This is a genomic window from Paenibacillus sp. JNUCC-31 (assembly GCF_014844075.1).
Classification (GTDB): domain Bacteria; phylum Bacillota; class Bacilli; order Paenibacillales; family Paenibacillaceae; genus Paenibacillus.
The window spans coordinates 2479657-2493256 of record NZ_CP062165.1 but is presented as its reverse complement, the minus strand read 5'-3'; the positions used below and the strand labels follow the sequence as shown (position 1 = coordinate 2493256).

Here is a 13600-nt window from a genome sequence, read left to right as displayed (position 1 = left end):
AACATATGTCTCGTATTGGTCGCAAACCAATTACAGTACCAAGTGGTGTGGACATCACACTGGACAACACCGTTATTACGGTAAAAGGACCAAAAGGATCTTTGACTCGTGAACTTCATAAAGACATGAAGGTTACAGTTGAAAACAACGAAATTACAGTTGTGCGTCCTTCCGATAACAAAACTCACCGTTCTTTGCACGGCACAACGCGTAGCGTTGTAAACAACATGGTGAGTGGTGTTACTGAAGGATTCGCAAAATCTCTGGAGCTGGTTGGGGTCGGATATCGTGCAAGCAAATCCGGAGATAAAATCGTTCTGAACGTTGGCTACTCTCACCCGGTTGAAATTACACCGGAAGCGGGAATCGAATTCGAAGTTCCTTCGAACACGAAAATCATCGTTCGCGGAATCGACAAAGAGCGTGTAGGTGCTTACGCTGCTAAAATCCGTTCCGTTCGTGAACCTGAGCCATACAAAGGTAAAGGTATTAAATATGAAGGCGAGCGTATCATCCGTAAGGAAGGTAAAGCCGGTAAGAAGAAATAAGATTTCTCTTACCGCCTTTGCGCGGTTTTCGGCTTGCTTGCTTCTTGTGTTTCTAATATACCCCGTGGCTTCTGGTTTGAAGCCAGCGAGGTAACCTGAAAGGAGTGAATCCCAGAGATGATTACGAAACAAGATAAAAACAAGGCTCGTCTGAAAAGACACCTGCGTGTTCGTAAGAAAATCCAAGGAACGGCAGCACGTCCTCGTTTGAACGTATTCCGTTCTGGTAAACATATGTATGCTCAAATTATCGATGACGTAGCTGGTGTTACGATCGCTTCCGCGTCTACTGTTGACAAAGAACTGAGCGGCGACATCAAAAACGGCGCATCTGTTGAATCTGCTCGTAAAGTTGGCGAACTCGTTGCTAAACGTGCGAAAGACAAAGGCGTTTCCAACATCGTATTTGACCGTAGCGGATATCTGTACCATGGTCGTATCGCAGCATTGGCTGCAGCGGCTCGTGAAGCAGGACTTGAGTTTTAAGATATTTTTCAAAAGGAGGTTAACGACTTGCGTGTAGATCCGAATACTTTGGAACTGTCTGAAAGAGTTGTAAATATTAATCGCGTAGCTAAAGTAGTAAAAGGCGGACGCCGTTTCAGCTTTAGCGCACTGGTTGTAGTCGGCGACGGCAACGGCTGGGTTGGAGCTGGTATCGGTAAAGCGGGCGAAGTACCTGATGCAATTCGCAAAGGTATTGAAGACGCTAAGAAAAACCTTGTACACGTTCCACTCGTAGGAACTTCGATTCCTCACTTGGTAACAGGTAAGTTCGGCGCAGGACGCGTTCTGTTGAAGCCAGCATCTGAAGGTACTGGTGTTATCGCTGGTGGTCCTGTACGTGCGGTTCTCGAACTTGCTGGTGTAGGTGACATTTTGACAAAATCTCTGGGTTCTTCGAATTCCATGAACATGGTCAATGCGACTTTGGAAGGTTTGTCCCGTTTGAAACGTGCTGAAGACGTGGCAAAACTGCGCGGCAAATCCGTCGAAGAGCTTCTGGGTTAAGGAGGGAATCTCATGGCTAAATTAGAAATTACCCTCGTCCGCAGCTTGATCGGACGTCCGGAGACGCAAAGAACAACTGTGAAAACATTGGGCTTGCGCAAAATCAACAGCAAAGTGGTTCAAAACGATAATCCTGCCATTCGTGGTATGATTAACAAAGTAAGCCACTTGGTCGCTGTTAAAGAAGTAGAAGCTTAAAAAAGGGTTAATCCCACAAATCTTTAAGGAGGTGCAACGAACGATGAAGTTACATGAGCTTTCACCATCTCCTGGATCCCGCAAAGAACGTAAACGTCTTGGTCGCGGTCCAAGTAGTGGTACAGGTAAAACATCAGGTCGCGGTCACAAAGGACAAAACGCTCGTTCCGGCGGTGGTGTTCGTCCGGGCTTCGAAGGTGGACAAAATCCATTGTATCGTCGCTTGCCAAAACGCGGTTTCGTAAACCCAACTCGCAAAGAATATGCAGTTGTGAATACTGAAGACCTGAACAGTTTTGCTGCGGGTACTGAAGTAACTCCAGAATTCTTGATGACGAACGGCGTAGTGAAAAACGCTAAATCCGGAATCAAAATCTTGGGTAACGGTGAAGTCACTGTGAAGCTGACTGTTAAAGCTAACAAGTTTTCTCAATCTGCGGTGGAGAAAATTGAAGCTGCCGGCGGTACAACCGAGGTGATTTAATGTTCAAGACCCTAAAGAATATCTGGCGGGTTGAAGATCTGCGCAAAAGGGTATTATTTACCCTTTTTGTACTGATCATTTACCGCATCGGCTCCTTTGTTCCCGTACCGGGTGTCAACAAAGATGTGTTCGAAGCGACAAATTCTGCGGGTAAAGAAGTTTTTGGACTTCTCAATACGTTCTCGGGTGGAGCGCTCTTCCAGTTCTCGATATTTGCGCTCGGGATCGTGCCTTACATCACTGCGTCTATCATAGTACAGTTGCTTTCCATGGACGTTATTCCAAAATTAGCGGAGTGGGCTAAGCAGGGTGAACAAGGTAAGAAGAAATCTGCACAACTGACCCGTTATTTAACGGTAGGTCTGGCATTGATTCAAGCGTTTGGTACGTCGATCGGATTCAACCGCTTGTACAATACAGAGATGGTTCCTAATGCGACCTTTGCAGATTATATCTTGATCGCGATTGTACTTACGGCCGGTACTTCATTCCTGATGTGGCTTGGTGAGCAGATCACCGAGAAGGGCATAGGAAACGGGATTTCGATTTTGATCTTTGCGGGTATCCTATCCACGGTGCCGAATATTATCAAACAAACAATCGAATCCGACTTTATCCAAGCTGATCAACTGTTCATGAACATTCTTAAAGGGGTAATCGTTGCAATTGTTATTGTACTGATTATCATAGGGGTCATTTACATTCAGCAGGCGATTCGGAAAATTCCTGTACAGTACGCTAAACGTGTCGTAGGTAACAAAATGTACGGTGGACAGAATACACATATCCCGCTGAAGATTAATGCAGCAGGTGTTATCCCTGTCATCTTTGCATCATCGTTGTTGATGTTCCCATCGATCATCGCAAACTTCTGGGCTGATCGCGGTTGGGCACAGTGGATCGGAGCCAATCTCACTACACATAAACCTTTGGGTATGTTACTGTATGTAGTGATGATTTTCGGATTCACATTCTTCTATACTTTTGTACAGATGAATCCACAACAGATGGCTGACAATATGAAAAAGAACGGCGGTTACATCCCAGGCATTCGTCCGGGTAAAGCAACCGAGAAATATCTGACCCGTGTCATGACTCGTTTGACAACGGCAGGTGCCATCTTCTTGGCAGTCATTTCCGTTCTGCCTGTAATTTTGGGGGCACTTTCTGGTTTGCCTCAATCTGCGCAAATAGGGGGAACATCTCTCCTGATCGTAATCGGTGTTGCGCTGGATACGATGAAGCAAATCGAAAGCCAATTGATCAAACGCCACTACAAAGGTTTTATCAATAAATAGGCAATAGGTACCGGTCAAGCTAAGATTTACTTGCCGGCACCTATTGTGCTGTTTGTTGATGTAGGGTAGTCTTGGAGGGAGTGACATAACGTGAACATCCTATTCATGGGCCCTCCGGGGGCAGGAAAAGGAACGCAAGCAGACGTCATTGTGAAAGAGTTCGGTATTCCCCACATTTCAACAGGCGATGCATTTCGTCTCGCGATTAAGCAGGGAACTCCCATTGGCCTGAAAGCCAAGGAATATATGGATCAAGGATTGCTCGTACCAGATGATGTAACGATCGGCATCGTTGAAGAACGTTTGCAGCAGCCTGACTGCAGAGAAGGATTTCTCTTGGATGGTTTTCCAAGAACCCTGTCTCAAGCAGAAGCGCTCGATGGTATTCTGGATCGACTGAACTCAGGTCTCGATCATGTAATCAACCTGAAAGTGGACCGCAATAAATTGCTCGCCCGTCTGACGGGTCGTCGCATTTGTAAGAACTGTGGCGCCACTTATCATGTCGTGTTCAATCCGCCCAAGCAGGAAGGTATTTGTGATAAATGCGGCGGTGACTTGTACCAGCGCTCTGATGATAATGAAGAGAGCGTAGGCACACGTCTCGACGAATATATCAACAAAACAGCACCACTCCTCACATTTTATGAGAACAAAGGTCTTCTTCGTCAAATGGACGGAGAGCAGGATATCGATCAAGTCTCTCATGAAATCGTGTCCCTGCTGCGAGGTTAATTGAATGATCATTGGTAAGTCCGAAACGGAACTGGGCTTGATGAGGGAAGCAGGGAGAATCGTTGCAGAAACGCATCGTCTCTTGGCAGAGCATATCGCTCCCGGTATTACGACTGGAGAACTTGACCATATGGCCGATCAATACATCCGCAGTCAAGGAGCTGTGCCGTCTTTCAAAGGTTATAACGGTTTCCCTGCCAGTGTGTGCGCTTCAGTGAATGAAGAGTTGGTGCATGGATTTCCCGGCAAACGCAAGTTGAACGAGGGCGATATCGTTACGTTTGACATTGGCGCGCAGTACCAGGGGTATCACGGAGATTCCGCCTGGACTTATCCAGTCGGCCGTATTTCCGAAGAAGCCCGTCGTCTTCTGGACGTTACCGAGGCTTCGTTATACGCAGGTCTGGCGCTGGTAAAACCGGACGTTCGCTTGTTTACAATATCTCATGCGATTCAGAAATATATTGAAGATGAAGGGTTCTCGGTAGTGCGTGAATATGTCGGTCACGGCATAGGAGCTGATCTCCACGAAGAACCACAGATTCCGAACTATGGTCTTCCTGATCGGGGACCACGGCTTAAAGCAGGCATGGTGCTGGCCATAGAGCCGATGGTTAACGCAGGTAGAAGGTATGTGAAAACGTTGGAAGATAACTGGACTGTCGTCACGGTTGATGGATCGTTATGCGCCCACTTTGAACACACCGTAGCAGTTACACCAGAAGGCATGGAAATTTTCACAAAACTGAATGCGTAGGTGATAAGGCATGAACAATCAGTCTAATCCGCAGCTCGGTCAACTTGTGAAGATCCGTAAAGGCCGCAATGCGGACCAAGCCGCAGTAATTGTTGCTATAGCGGACAGCAGGTTCGTATATATTGCGGATGGAGACAAACGTAAGTTTGATCAACCCAAGAAGAAGAATATTCTTCATCTTGAACTCCAGCCGATGATTAGCAGCGAGGTTGTAAACAGTTTAAACGAGAGTGGTCGGGTGACAAACGGAAAGCTCCGCTTCGCGGTTCATTCGTTTCTGGAATCCACCAACATAGCTGAAGAGAAAGGAGACTGACTAATGGCCAAGGAAGATGTCATTGAAGTGGAAGGTACGGTTCTCGAACCGCTACCGAATGCAACGTTTAAGGTTGAGCTTGAGAACGGTCATCAAATTCTCGCTCACGTTTCTGGCAAGTTGCGGATGCACTTTATCCGTATCCTGACTGGAGACAAAGTGGTTGTTCAGTTATCGCCTTATGATTTGACAAAAGGTCGTATAACTTACCGTAAATAGTAGTAGACAGTTGCAATGAACTGTGAAGCTTATGAAGCGGGTTTTGCCCGGCAAAACTTGCGAAAGCTTCGAAGCCGGTTTTACAATAGTAGAACAAGGTCAATGCTTACGAAGAGGGTTTTGCTAAGCAAAACTTTGAGGAGGTAATTCACATGAAGGTAAGACCTTCGGTCAAGCCGATTTGCGAAAAATGCAAAGTCATTCGCCGCAAAGGGAATGTTATGGTTATCTGTGAAAATCCGAAACACAAACAAAAACAAGGTTAAAGAAGGGGGTGTAGCGTAAAATGGCACGTATAGCTGGTGTGGATTTGCCACGTGATAAGCGCGTTGAGATCGCCTTGACTTATATTTTCGGAATCGGTAAAACGACTTCCCAGAAAATTCTGAGCACAACAGGCATCAATCCGGACACTCGTGTTCGTGATTTGACGGAAGATGAAGTCAGCAAATTGCGTGAAAGTATCGACAAAGAGGTCAAAGTAGAAGGTGACCTGCGTCGTGAAATCTCTTTGAATATTAAACGTTTGACGGAGATCGGTTGTTACCGTGGAGTTCGTCATCGTCGTGGTCTGCCTGTTCGTGGACAACGTACGAAAACGAATGCTCGTACTCGTAAAGGTCCTCGTCGTACTGTAGCGAACAAGAAGAAATAATAAGGGGGGATAAGAGAAAATGGCTAAACCGAAAAAAGTCGTACGTACTAAACGTCGTGACCGTAAAAATATTGAATCTGGCGTGGCACATATCCGCTCCACGTTCAATAACACTATCGTTACCATTACGGACCCTCACGGAAATGCAATTTCGTGGGCGAGTTCAGGCGGCCTCGGATTCAGAGGTTCCCGTAAATCGACTCCGTTTGCTGCACAAATGGCTGCTGAGACTGCTGCCAAAGCTGCAATGGAACATGGGATGAAAGCCGTTGAGGTTATGGTTAAAGGACCAGGCGCAGGCCGTGAAGCAGCGATCCGCTCTTTGCAAGCTGCAGGTCTTGAAGTTAACCTGATCAAAGACGTAACTCCAGTCCCGCATAACGGATGCCGTCCTCCAAAACGTCGTCGTGTCTAATGAGATTTGCCCCTGCGTGTGGTATATTTCCAGCACAATCTGCTAATAATGGTTGTTTAGGCATACTACTACATGTTTTCGCAAGAGAAGGTAAATGTTTCATAGAGGACCGACGTTTTGAAGGAGGGGTATTGCAGTGATTGAAATCGAAAAGCCGAAAATTGAGACGGTAGACGTCAACGATGATGGCACCTATGGGAAATTCGTAGTAGAACCGCTGGAGCGCGGATACGGTACGACGCTTGGAAACTCGCTTCGCCGAATCTTACTCTCGTCACTGCCGGGTGCGGCAGTGTCTTCGGTTCAAATCGATGGCGTTCTGCATGAATTTGCTACAGTTCCTGGCGTAATGGAAGATGTTACGGAGATTATTCTTAACCTGAAAGCTTTGTCGCTCAAAATTCATTCGGACGAGGAGAAAGTGCTCGAGATTGATGCTGAAGGCGAAGGAGCAATTACGGCTGGAGATATCCGTGCTGACTCCGATGTGGAAATCCTTAACCCGGATCTTCATATTGCTACGCTCGGACCAGGTTCGAGACTTCACATGCGTATTTTTGCCAATCGCGGTCGCGGCTACGTCCAGGCAGATCGGAATAAACGCGATGACCAGCCGATCGGCGTCATCCCTGTCGATTCCATCTTCACCCCGATCAGCCGCGTTAACTACGCTGTGGAAAATACGCGTGTCGGCCAAGTAACCAACTATGATAAGCTCACGTTGGAAGTTTGGACTGACGGAAGTATTCGTCCTGAAGAGGCTGTAAGCCTCGGCGCTAAAATTTTGACCGAGCACTTGATGCTCTTCGTGGGTCTTACAGACGAAGCGAAAGATGCAGAGATCATGGTCGAAAAAGAAGAAGACAAAAAAGAAAAAGTACTCGAAATGACGATCGAAGAGCTGGATCTCTCTGTTCGTTCCTACAACTGCCTCAAACGTGCCGGTATTAATACCGTGCAAGAGCTGACTACGAAAACAGAAGAAGACATGATGAAAGTCCGTAACCTCGGACGCAAGTCTTTGGAAGAAGTTCAAGAGAAGCTTGAGGAACTCGGTTTGGGACTCCGTACAGAAGAATAGACAGCCGAGTGCTTGAAGTGAAGGAGGGAAAACAATGGCATACCAAAAGTTGGGCCGTAATTCCAGCGCGCGTAAAGCTTTGTTCCGTGACCTGGTAACCGACCTGTTCTTATACGAACGCATTCAGACAACTGAAGCGAAAGCAAAAGAGGTTCGCTCTATTGCTGAAAAACTGATCACTAAAGCGAAAAAGGGAGATCTTCATGCCCGTCGCCAAGTGGCAGCTTATGTTCGCCGCGAAACAATCGATGGTGAGCAAGATGCAATCCAAAAACTGTTTAGCGAATTGTCCGGTCGTTACGCTGAGCGTCCAGGTGGATACACTCGTATTCTTAAACTGGGACCTCGTCGTGGTGACGCTGCGCCTATGGTTTACTTGGAACTGGTTGACCGCGCGTAAAACAGATGAGATGAGGAAAGGGGACAGAATCACTGATTCTGGATTAACCCTTTTTTTCTCTTCATTTCGGAATTCGTGCTGTAATAGAAGCTCCGGAAGGGGCTTCTTTTGCTGTTCGGGATAGGGACATGTATAGTATGGAACAAAGGTGAGGTAATAATGCGCAACTTGTGTATGACGTTAACTTATGACGGTACGGCCTATTACGGCTTTCAGGTTCAGCCGGGAGGGAATACCATTCAGGACCATCTCGAAGATGCCATTCGTGCTTTAACCGGCGAGAAGGTTAAAATTACGGGTTCAGGCAGAACGGATGCGGGCGTTCACGCACGTAGACAGATCTTCAATTTCCTTACGGATTCCCAGATCCCGATTGAACGTTGGTGTATTGCGCTCAACTCCAGATTACCATCGGATATTGTCGTTATTGATGCGGTGGAAGTGCCATCCGATTTTCATTCTCGCTATGCAGCGAAAAAGAAAACATATCGGTATACCGTTAATGCGAATCAATTCCCTGATGTATTCAACCGAAGATTGCAATATCATCATCATGCCAAGCTGGACATTGCGGCAATGCAGGAAGGGTTGCGTCATTTTATTGGTACGTATGATTTCACTTCCTTTGCTTCACGCAAGTCTCAGAAAGACAATCATGTCCGTTCGGTATACGAAGCATGGATAGAAGTGGACCGTTCAATGTGCAGAGACCATCCGCGCGATCAGGGTGTCATTCACATCTATGTGAGCGGCAACGGCTTTTTGCAGCATATGGTTCGTATTATTGTAGGTACACTGCTGGAGATCGGAGAGGGCAAACGGAAAGCCTCTGATGTACCGAATATGATTGCAGCATGCAATCGTTCTGCTGCAGGACCTACTGCAGTTAGTTGCGGTTTGATGCTCTGGGATCTTGAATACAGAAAAGATTAAATTTGTGAAGTGAAATGCTTAATTAACACTTGCGATTTAAGCTCCTATCCTGTAATATAAAAGTTGTGTTTTCTTAATGGCTTTCCCACAAGCCCCAATTAAGAGCTTCACATCGAAAGAATAATCCATCAACACCTAAAGTTATAACCTAACGAATGAAGATAAATGAATATAATGATGTTGAACATTTTAAGGAGGAACTTTTCATGCGTACCACGTACATGGCGAAGCCTAACGAAGTTGAGCGCCAATGGCACATCATTGATGCCGAAGGCAAAACGCTCGGACGTTTGGCCAGCGAAGCAGCTGCTTTGATCCGCGGCAAACATAAGCCACAATTCACTCCACATGTGGACACTGGCGATTTCGTTGTTATCATCAATGCAGAGAAAATTGTATTGACTGGTAAAAAAATGCAAGGTAAGAAATACTACCGTCACTCGATGCACCCAGGTGGTTTGAAAGTAACTACAGCTGAAGAGATGGTTAAAAACAAACCGGAACGTATGTTGGAATTGGCTGTTCGCGGTATGCTTCCTAAAACTCGCATGGGCGAGAAAATGAAGCTGAGACTTAAAGCGTACAGAGGCACTGAGCATCCACATGCAGCACAAAAACCAGAAGTTTACGAACTTCGCGGTTAATTAAAAGGAGGACAGTTTCATGGCACAAGTACAATACTATGGGACAGGTCGTCGTAAACATTCGGTAGCTCGTGTTCGCCTTGTACCGGGTGAAGGACGCATTGTCATCAATAAACGTGATATTAATGAATACTTCGGTTTGGAAACACTCAAACTGATCGTAAAACAACCATTGAACCTTACAGAAACACTCAGCAACTATGATGTTCTTGTTATCGCTCATGGTGGCGGTATCTCCGGTCAAGCCGGCGCAATCCGTCATGGTATTTCCCGCGCTCTGCTCAAAGCAGATCCGGAATACCGTGCTTCCCTGAAAAAAGCAGGATTCCTGACTCGTGACCCACGGATGAAAGAGCGTAAAAAATACGGTCTCAAAGCCGCACGTCGCGCACCTCAGTTCTCCAAACGTTAATATGCATTGTAAGCCTTTGGCCTCGGTCAAAGGCTTTTTTGTATTTTACAGCCTAATTAGGCTACATTAAATTGCTCACTACACAGGTGATGCAGCAGAGTGGCTTCAGGTTCCTCTGTAATGTTCTTCTCCCACTAATATTCCTATATTCCTATAATCCGATTCTCCCAAATCCCCTAACCCAATTCTCGCTTAGAATATCACAATGTTTTGTAATCGACTCATTTTTCGCACCTCATTCTCATCAGTTTTTCTTATGGTTTTGATAAAGGACCCTTACAAATGAAGATTACCATCGCACTCTTATTTCAATACCAAATCCTCTATTATATTCTTTATCTCTTAGGATCTATAGAATGGTTCTATACTTTGTTTTATCCATTTGGCCCCATAAACCCAGCACTGGCAATGGATTTTGATAATGAGGAAAAAGGGATAAGGTGAAAATCGATGATACAACCCATGAATGAATTTACCATATAATCAATTGAATGCATAATTAAGACCAAATTATACTCAGGTGAACAAACAAAAAATGGGCTCTAACTGAAGTAATTTACCACATGGGAGGCATTGACATCCCCAATGAAAGATTTATACTATACATAATTCATATTAGATTAGTCGGCTTTAGTAGTTGTTGAAAAGCAGAATGGGGGAAATGCAGAGATGAACTTGTTGGAGAAGGAAGACCTTGCACGCAAGAAAGCTGAAGAGTTGGAGCATGCGAGTCCAGAGGATATTATTCGTTATGCCATTGAGACGTTTCCAAATATCACTTTTGCATGCAGCTTCGGTGCGGAAGATGTTGTACTTGTAGATATGCTTCAGAAGATCAGCCCATCTACGGATATATTTTATCTTGATACTGATTTTCATTTTAAGGAAACATACGAAACACGTGACAAAATGAAAGAGAAATACAATCTTGATTTTGTACGTGTTACTCCGAAAATTACTCCTGAAGAGCAGGCAGCTCAACATGGAGAGCAATTGTGGAAATCAGATCCGAATGCTTGCTGTAACATTCGTAAGGTTGAGCCACTGACACGCATCCTTTCACAGTATGATGCATGGATTACCGGAATACGGAGGGATCAGGCTCCAACCCGTGCAAATTCGAAGAAGGTTGAATATGATTCCAAGTTCGGTCTCATGAAGTTCAACCCGATTGCCCACTGGACAACAGAAGATGTATGGGATTATATTCGTGCCAATAACGTCGTGTACAACCCACTGCATGATCAGAATTATCCGAGTATCGGCTGTGAGTATTGCACACGTCAGGTTATGCCTGGAGAAGATCCACGAGCAGGACGCTGGTCTGGAAATGATAAAACGGAATGTGGGCTTCATAAATAAATCCGTTTAGAATATGCGTTAGATGTTATAGTGCTATGAATTCAATCTTGGGATATAAAAAATGAAGTAATAGGGAGCTGACAAGATGACTTCGATTCTGCCTCATGGAGGTACGCTGATTCAGCGTGTCGTACAAGGAGAAGAACGGGAACAATTATTACGGGAGAGTGAGAAACTTTCCTCTCTACGTATCAACAGCTGGACCATTTCCGATTTGGATCTGATTGGTGTGGGTGCATTTTCACCGCTTCAGGGTTTCATGAATGAGGAAGACTATTTGTCGGTTATATCTCGTATGCGTCTTGCTGACGGAACAGTATGGAGTATACCGATTACTCTGGCTGTAGATGAACAGCAGGCTGCATCGCTCCAGATCGGTGAGACTGTGGCACTTATTGGCGATGATGACGGGGTAACCTATGGTCTGCTGGAAGTGAAGAGCTTATACCAAGTAGATCAGGGTGAAGAAGCACGTCGTGTCTTCAAGACGGATGATCCAGAGCACCCGGGTGTGAAAAAACTGCTGGAACGACCTGCAACGTATGTAGGAGGTCCAATTCAAGTGCTGAATCGCCCCAAACCGGCCAAATTCGAACAGTTTTACTTTGATCCCGCTGAGACACGGAAAACGTTCCAGGATAAGGGGTGGAAGACGGTTGTCGGTTTTCAGACACGCAATCCGGTCCATCGTGCCCATGAGTACATTCAGAAGAGCGCAATGGAGATAGTAGACGCTCTGTTCTTAAACCCGCTTGTAGGGGAAACGAAGTCAGATGATGTGCCTGCTGATGTGCGAATGAAGAGTTACCTGGTTTTGCTGGAGAACTATTATCCGGCCGATCGTGCATTTCTCGGGGTGTTCCCGGCTGCGATGCGGTATGCTGGTCCACGTGAGGCAATTTTCCATGCTATGGTTCGCAAAAATTACGGTTGTACCCACTTTATTGTAGGCCGTGACCATGCAGGTGTGGGTGACTACTATGGAACGTATGAAGCTCAGGAGATCTTTACTAACTTTACAGCCGAAGAACTCGGGATCACTCCTTTGTTTTTCGAGCATAGTTTTTTCTGTACCAAATGTGGCAACATGGCATCAAGCAAAACCTGCCCTCATGATAAAGAACATCATATGGCGCTGTCCGGCACCAAAGTACGTGGGTTGCTTCGAGACGGTCAATGCCCTCCACCTGAATTTACGCGTCCTGAGGTAGCTGAGGTGCTGATCGAAGGAATGGCTGAGCAAGTCCGCTCCTAACGGTATATTTGTCCATCTTGTCCCATATAGATGATTAGAATCATTTATAGGGACGAGGTGGTTTTTTTATGCGTAAAAATATGGGGAAGCACTTTGTGGTCTGGATCAGGTTGCGTACAATCAAGAGGGTCATGCTAAGTCTCTGCCTGCTTGCGATGTTTGTTGCGGTAGTTACGTATGAACTCCCTTCATCCAAAATGTCCGGTTACTGGAGTTTGCCGTTAGCAGGTAAAGTCATAGCCATTGATGCCGGGCATGGAGGACCAGATGGGGGAGCAGTCAGTAAGCAGGGAGTCATTGAGAAAGACATCAATTTGTCCATTGCCCTATATGTACGCGATTATCTGCAGCAGGCTGGGGCCTTGGTTGTGATGACCCGAGAAATAGACACCGATCTGGCTGCTTCAGATACCAAAGGCTACTCCAAACGCAAGACGGAGGATCTGAAACAGAGGGTAAGAAGAATCGAAGATAAACAAGCGGATCTTTTTATCAGTATTCACATGAATAGTGTTCCTTCGAACCGGTGGAGTGGCGCGCAAGTTTTTTATACACCGAACCATCCTGACAATGAGGGGCTGGCCAACCTGCTCCAGCAAGAAATGATTCGTAATTTGGAGAATACAGATCGAATAGCTAAAACGGTTAATACGGTTTACTTGCTCCAGGCTCTAAAAATCCCTTCGGCACTTGTGGAGGTAGGATTCCTTTCTCATCCGGAAGAGGCGCGCATGCTTGCCGATGAAGCCTATCAGCGCAAAGTGGCTGCATCGATCTATAACGGCATTCTCCGTTATTCCTCAGGAGAACGACCTAAAAGTTAGTCATTATGAGAAAGGTAATGATATAATTGGACCAGCATACCTAAATTACATGC

21 protein-coding genes are annotated in these 13600 nt (G+C 45.8%); all 21 read left to right on the top strand.

Annotated elements, in window-relative coordinates; genetic code table 11:
* The first annotated feature begins 5 nt into the window (after nt 1-5).
* The 21 genes from rplF to cwlD all read left to right on the top strand — a co-directional run bounded on the left by rplF (nt 6) and on the right by cwlD (nt 13547).
* Nucleotides 6-548 carry a 50S ribosomal protein L6 gene (gene rplF, locus JNUCC31_RS10910; RefSeq protein WP_024633576.1) on the top strand — a complete coding sequence of 181 codons (543 nt, stop codon included), beginning with the start codon at nt 6-8 and terminating at the stop codon, nt 546-548.
* A 117-nt stretch (nt 549-665) separates the two neighbouring features.
* Nucleotides 666-1034 carry a 50S ribosomal protein L18 gene (gene rplR / locus JNUCC31_RS10905; protein WP_062329465.1) on the top strand — a complete coding sequence of 123 codons (369 nt, stop codon included), beginning with the start codon at nt 666-668 and terminating at the stop codon, nt 1032-1034.
* 27 nt (nt 1035-1061) lie between these two features.
* Nucleotides 1062-1559: a 30S ribosomal protein S5 gene (gene rpsE, locus JNUCC31_RS10900; protein ID WP_024633574.1), complete on the top strand. Its 498-nt coding sequence runs from the start codon at nt 1062-1064 to the stop codon at nt 1557-1559.
* 12 nt (nt 1560-1571) lie between these two features.
* A complete protein-coding gene (gene rpmD, locus JNUCC31_RS10895) occupies nt 1572-1757 on the top strand; it encodes a 50S ribosomal protein L30 (protein WP_017692092.1) in 186 nt (61 codons plus the stop codon).
* Nucleotides 1758-1800: 43 nt separating this feature from the next.
* Nucleotides 1801-2241, top strand: coding sequence for a 50S ribosomal protein L15 (rplO, locus tag JNUCC31_RS10890; RefSeq protein ID WP_192271091.1), 441 nt, complete (start codon nt 1801-1803; stop codon nt 2239-2241).
* The gene (gene secY, locus JNUCC31_RS10885) at nt 2241-3539 is read left to right on the top strand and encodes a preprotein translocase subunit SecY (RefSeq protein ID WP_192271089.1); all 1299 of its coding nucleotides are present in this window, start codon (nt 2241-2243) and stop codon (nt 3537-3539) included. The genes rplO and secY overlap by 1 nt, the downstream gene beginning before the upstream one ends.
* Before the next feature lie 90 nt (nt 3540-3629).
* Entirely contained in the window at nt 3630-4274 is a 645-nt protein-coding gene (locus JNUCC31_RS10880; RefSeq protein WP_024633570.1) for an adenylate kinase, read from the top strand.
* Between the two features lie 4 nt (nt 4275-4278).
* A complete protein-coding gene (gene map, locus JNUCC31_RS10875) occupies nt 4279-5031 on the top strand; it encodes a type I methionyl aminopeptidase (RefSeq protein ID WP_024633569.1) in 753 nt (250 codons plus the stop codon).
* Between the two features lie 10 nt (nt 5032-5041).
* Nucleotides 5042-5347 carry a KOW domain-containing RNA-binding protein gene (locus tag JNUCC31_RS10870; protein ID WP_062329458.1) on the top strand — a complete coding sequence of 102 codons (306 nt, stop codon included), beginning with the start codon at nt 5042-5044 and terminating at the stop codon, nt 5345-5347.
* A 3-nt stretch (nt 5348-5350) separates the two neighbouring features.
* Nucleotides 5351-5566 (top strand): translation initiation factor IF-1, encoded by a 216-nt coding sequence (gene infA / locus JNUCC31_RS10865; RefSeq protein WP_017692098.1) that lies wholly within the window; start codon nt 5351-5353, stop codon nt 5564-5566.
* A gap of 152 nt (nt 5567-5718) precedes the next feature.
* A complete protein-coding gene (gene rpmJ, locus JNUCC31_RS10860) occupies nt 5719-5832 on the top strand; it encodes a 50S ribosomal protein L36 (protein ID WP_003333770.1) in 114 nt (37 codons plus the stop codon).
* A gap of 20 nt (nt 5833-5852) precedes the next feature.
* Complete coding sequence (rpsM, locus tag JNUCC31_RS10855) at nt 5853-6221, top strand: 30S ribosomal protein S13 (RefSeq protein ID WP_062329455.1); 369 nt, start codon at nt 5853-5855, stop codon at nt 6219-6221.
* Nucleotides 6222-6240: 19 nt separating this feature from the next.
* On the top strand, nt 6241-6636 hold the full coding sequence (rpsK, locus tag JNUCC31_RS10850; RefSeq protein WP_017692100.1) for a 30S ribosomal protein S11: 396 nt from the start codon (nt 6241-6243) through the stop codon (nt 6634-6636).
* A 136-nt stretch (nt 6637-6772) separates the two neighbouring features.
* Nucleotides 6773-7717 (top strand): DNA-directed RNA polymerase subunit alpha, encoded by a 945-nt coding sequence (locus JNUCC31_RS10845; protein WP_024633566.1) that lies wholly within the window; start codon nt 6773-6775, stop codon nt 7715-7717.
* Nucleotides 7718-7751: 34 nt separating this feature from the next.
* A complete protein-coding gene (gene rplQ / locus JNUCC31_RS10840) occupies nt 7752-8117 on the top strand; it encodes a 50S ribosomal protein L17 (protein WP_017692102.1) in 366 nt (121 codons plus the stop codon).
* Between the two features lie 159 nt (nt 8118-8276).
* Nucleotides 8277-9050, top strand: coding sequence for a tRNA pseudouridine(38-40) synthase TruA (gene truA, locus JNUCC31_RS10835; RefSeq protein ID WP_192271087.1), 774 nt, complete (start codon nt 8277-8279; stop codon nt 9048-9050).
* A gap of 206 nt (nt 9051-9256) precedes the next feature.
* Nucleotides 9257-9694, top strand: coding sequence for a 50S ribosomal protein L13 (rplM, locus tag JNUCC31_RS10830; RefSeq protein ID WP_024633564.1), 438 nt, complete (start codon nt 9257-9259; stop codon nt 9692-9694).
* A 19-nt stretch (nt 9695-9713) separates the two neighbouring features.
* Nucleotides 9714-10106, top strand: coding sequence for a 30S ribosomal protein S9 (rpsI, locus tag JNUCC31_RS10825; RefSeq protein WP_024633563.1), 393 nt, complete (start codon nt 9714-9716; stop codon nt 10104-10106).
* A gap of 669 nt (nt 10107-10775) precedes the next feature.
* The gene (locus JNUCC31_RS10820) at nt 10776-11468 is read left to right on the top strand and encodes a phosphoadenylyl-sulfate reductase (protein ID WP_192271085.1); all 693 of its coding nucleotides are present in this window, start codon (nt 10776-10778) and stop codon (nt 11466-11468) included.
* 85 nt (nt 11469-11553) lie between these two features.
* Entirely contained in the window at nt 11554-12723 is a 1170-nt protein-coding gene (sat, locus tag JNUCC31_RS10815; protein ID WP_192271083.1) for a sulfate adenylyltransferase, read from the top strand.
* 68 nt (nt 12724-12791) lie between these two features.
* Nucleotides 12792-13547, top strand: a complete 756-nt coding sequence (cwlD, locus tag JNUCC31_RS10810) for an N-acetylmuramoyl-L-alanine amidase CwlD (protein WP_192271081.1) — start codon at nt 12792-12794, stop codon at nt 13545-13547.
* Nucleotides 13548-13600 lie beyond the last annotated feature (53 nt).

Excerpts from the sequence above, each read along its gene's own strand:
- rplF (WP_024633576.1), top strand. The coding sequence starts at position 6 with ATGTCTCGTATTGGTCGCAAACCAATTACAGTACCAAGTGGTGTGGAC.
- rplR (WP_062329465.1), top strand. The coding sequence starts at position 666 with ATGATTACGAAACAAGATAAAAACAAGGCTCGTCTGAAAAGACACCTG.
- rpmD (WP_017692092.1), top strand. The coding sequence starts at position 1,572 with ATGGCTAAATTAGAAATTACCCTCGTCCGCAGCTTGATCGGACGTCCG.
- rplO (WP_192271091.1), top strand. The coding sequence starts at position 1,801 with ATGAAGTTACATGAGCTTTCACCATCTCCTGGATCCCGCAAAGAACGT.
- secY (WP_192271089.1), top strand. The coding sequence starts at position 2,241 with ATGTTCAAGACCCTAAAGAATATCTGGCGGGTTGAAGATCTGCGCAAA.
- map (WP_024633569.1), top strand. The coding sequence starts at position 4,279 with ATGATCATTGGTAAGTCCGAAACGGAACTGGGCTTGATGAGGGAAGCA.
- JNUCC31_RS10870 (WP_062329458.1), top strand. The coding sequence starts at position 5,042 with ATGAACAATCAGTCTAATCCGCAGCTCGGTCAACTTGTGAAGATCCGT.
- infA (WP_017692098.1), top strand. The coding sequence starts at position 5,351 with ATGGCCAAGGAAGATGTCATTGAAGTGGAAGGTACGGTTCTCGAACCG.
- rpmJ (WP_003333770.1), top strand. The coding sequence starts at position 5,719 with ATGAAGGTAAGACCTTCGGTCAAGCCGATTTGCGAAAAATGCAAAGTC.
- rpsM (WP_062329455.1), top strand. The coding sequence starts at position 5,853 with ATGGCACGTATAGCTGGTGTGGATTTGCCACGTGATAAGCGCGTTGAG.
- rpsK (WP_017692100.1), top strand. The coding sequence starts at position 6,241 with ATGGCTAAACCGAAAAAAGTCGTACGTACTAAACGTCGTGACCGTAAA.
- rplQ (WP_017692102.1), top strand. The coding sequence starts at position 7,752 with ATGGCATACCAAAAGTTGGGCCGTAATTCCAGCGCGCGTAAAGCTTTG.
- truA (WP_192271087.1), top strand. The coding sequence starts at position 8,277 with ATGCGCAACTTGTGTATGACGTTAACTTATGACGGTACGGCCTATTAC.
- rplM (WP_024633564.1), top strand. The coding sequence starts at position 9,257 with ATGCGTACCACGTACATGGCGAAGCCTAACGAAGTTGAGCGCCAATGG.
- rpsI (WP_024633563.1), top strand. The coding sequence starts at position 9,714 with ATGGCACAAGTACAATACTATGGGACAGGTCGTCGTAAACATTCGGTA.
- JNUCC31_RS10820 (WP_192271085.1), top strand. The coding sequence starts at position 10,776 with ATGAACTTGTTGGAGAAGGAAGACCTTGCACGCAAGAAAGCTGAAGAG.
- sat (WP_192271083.1), top strand. The coding sequence starts at position 11,554 with ATGACTTCGATTCTGCCTCATGGAGGTACGCTGATTCAGCGTGTCGTA.
- cwlD (WP_192271081.1), top strand. The coding sequence starts at position 12,792 with ATGCGTAAAAATATGGGGAAGCACTTTGTGGTCTGGATCAGGTTGCGT.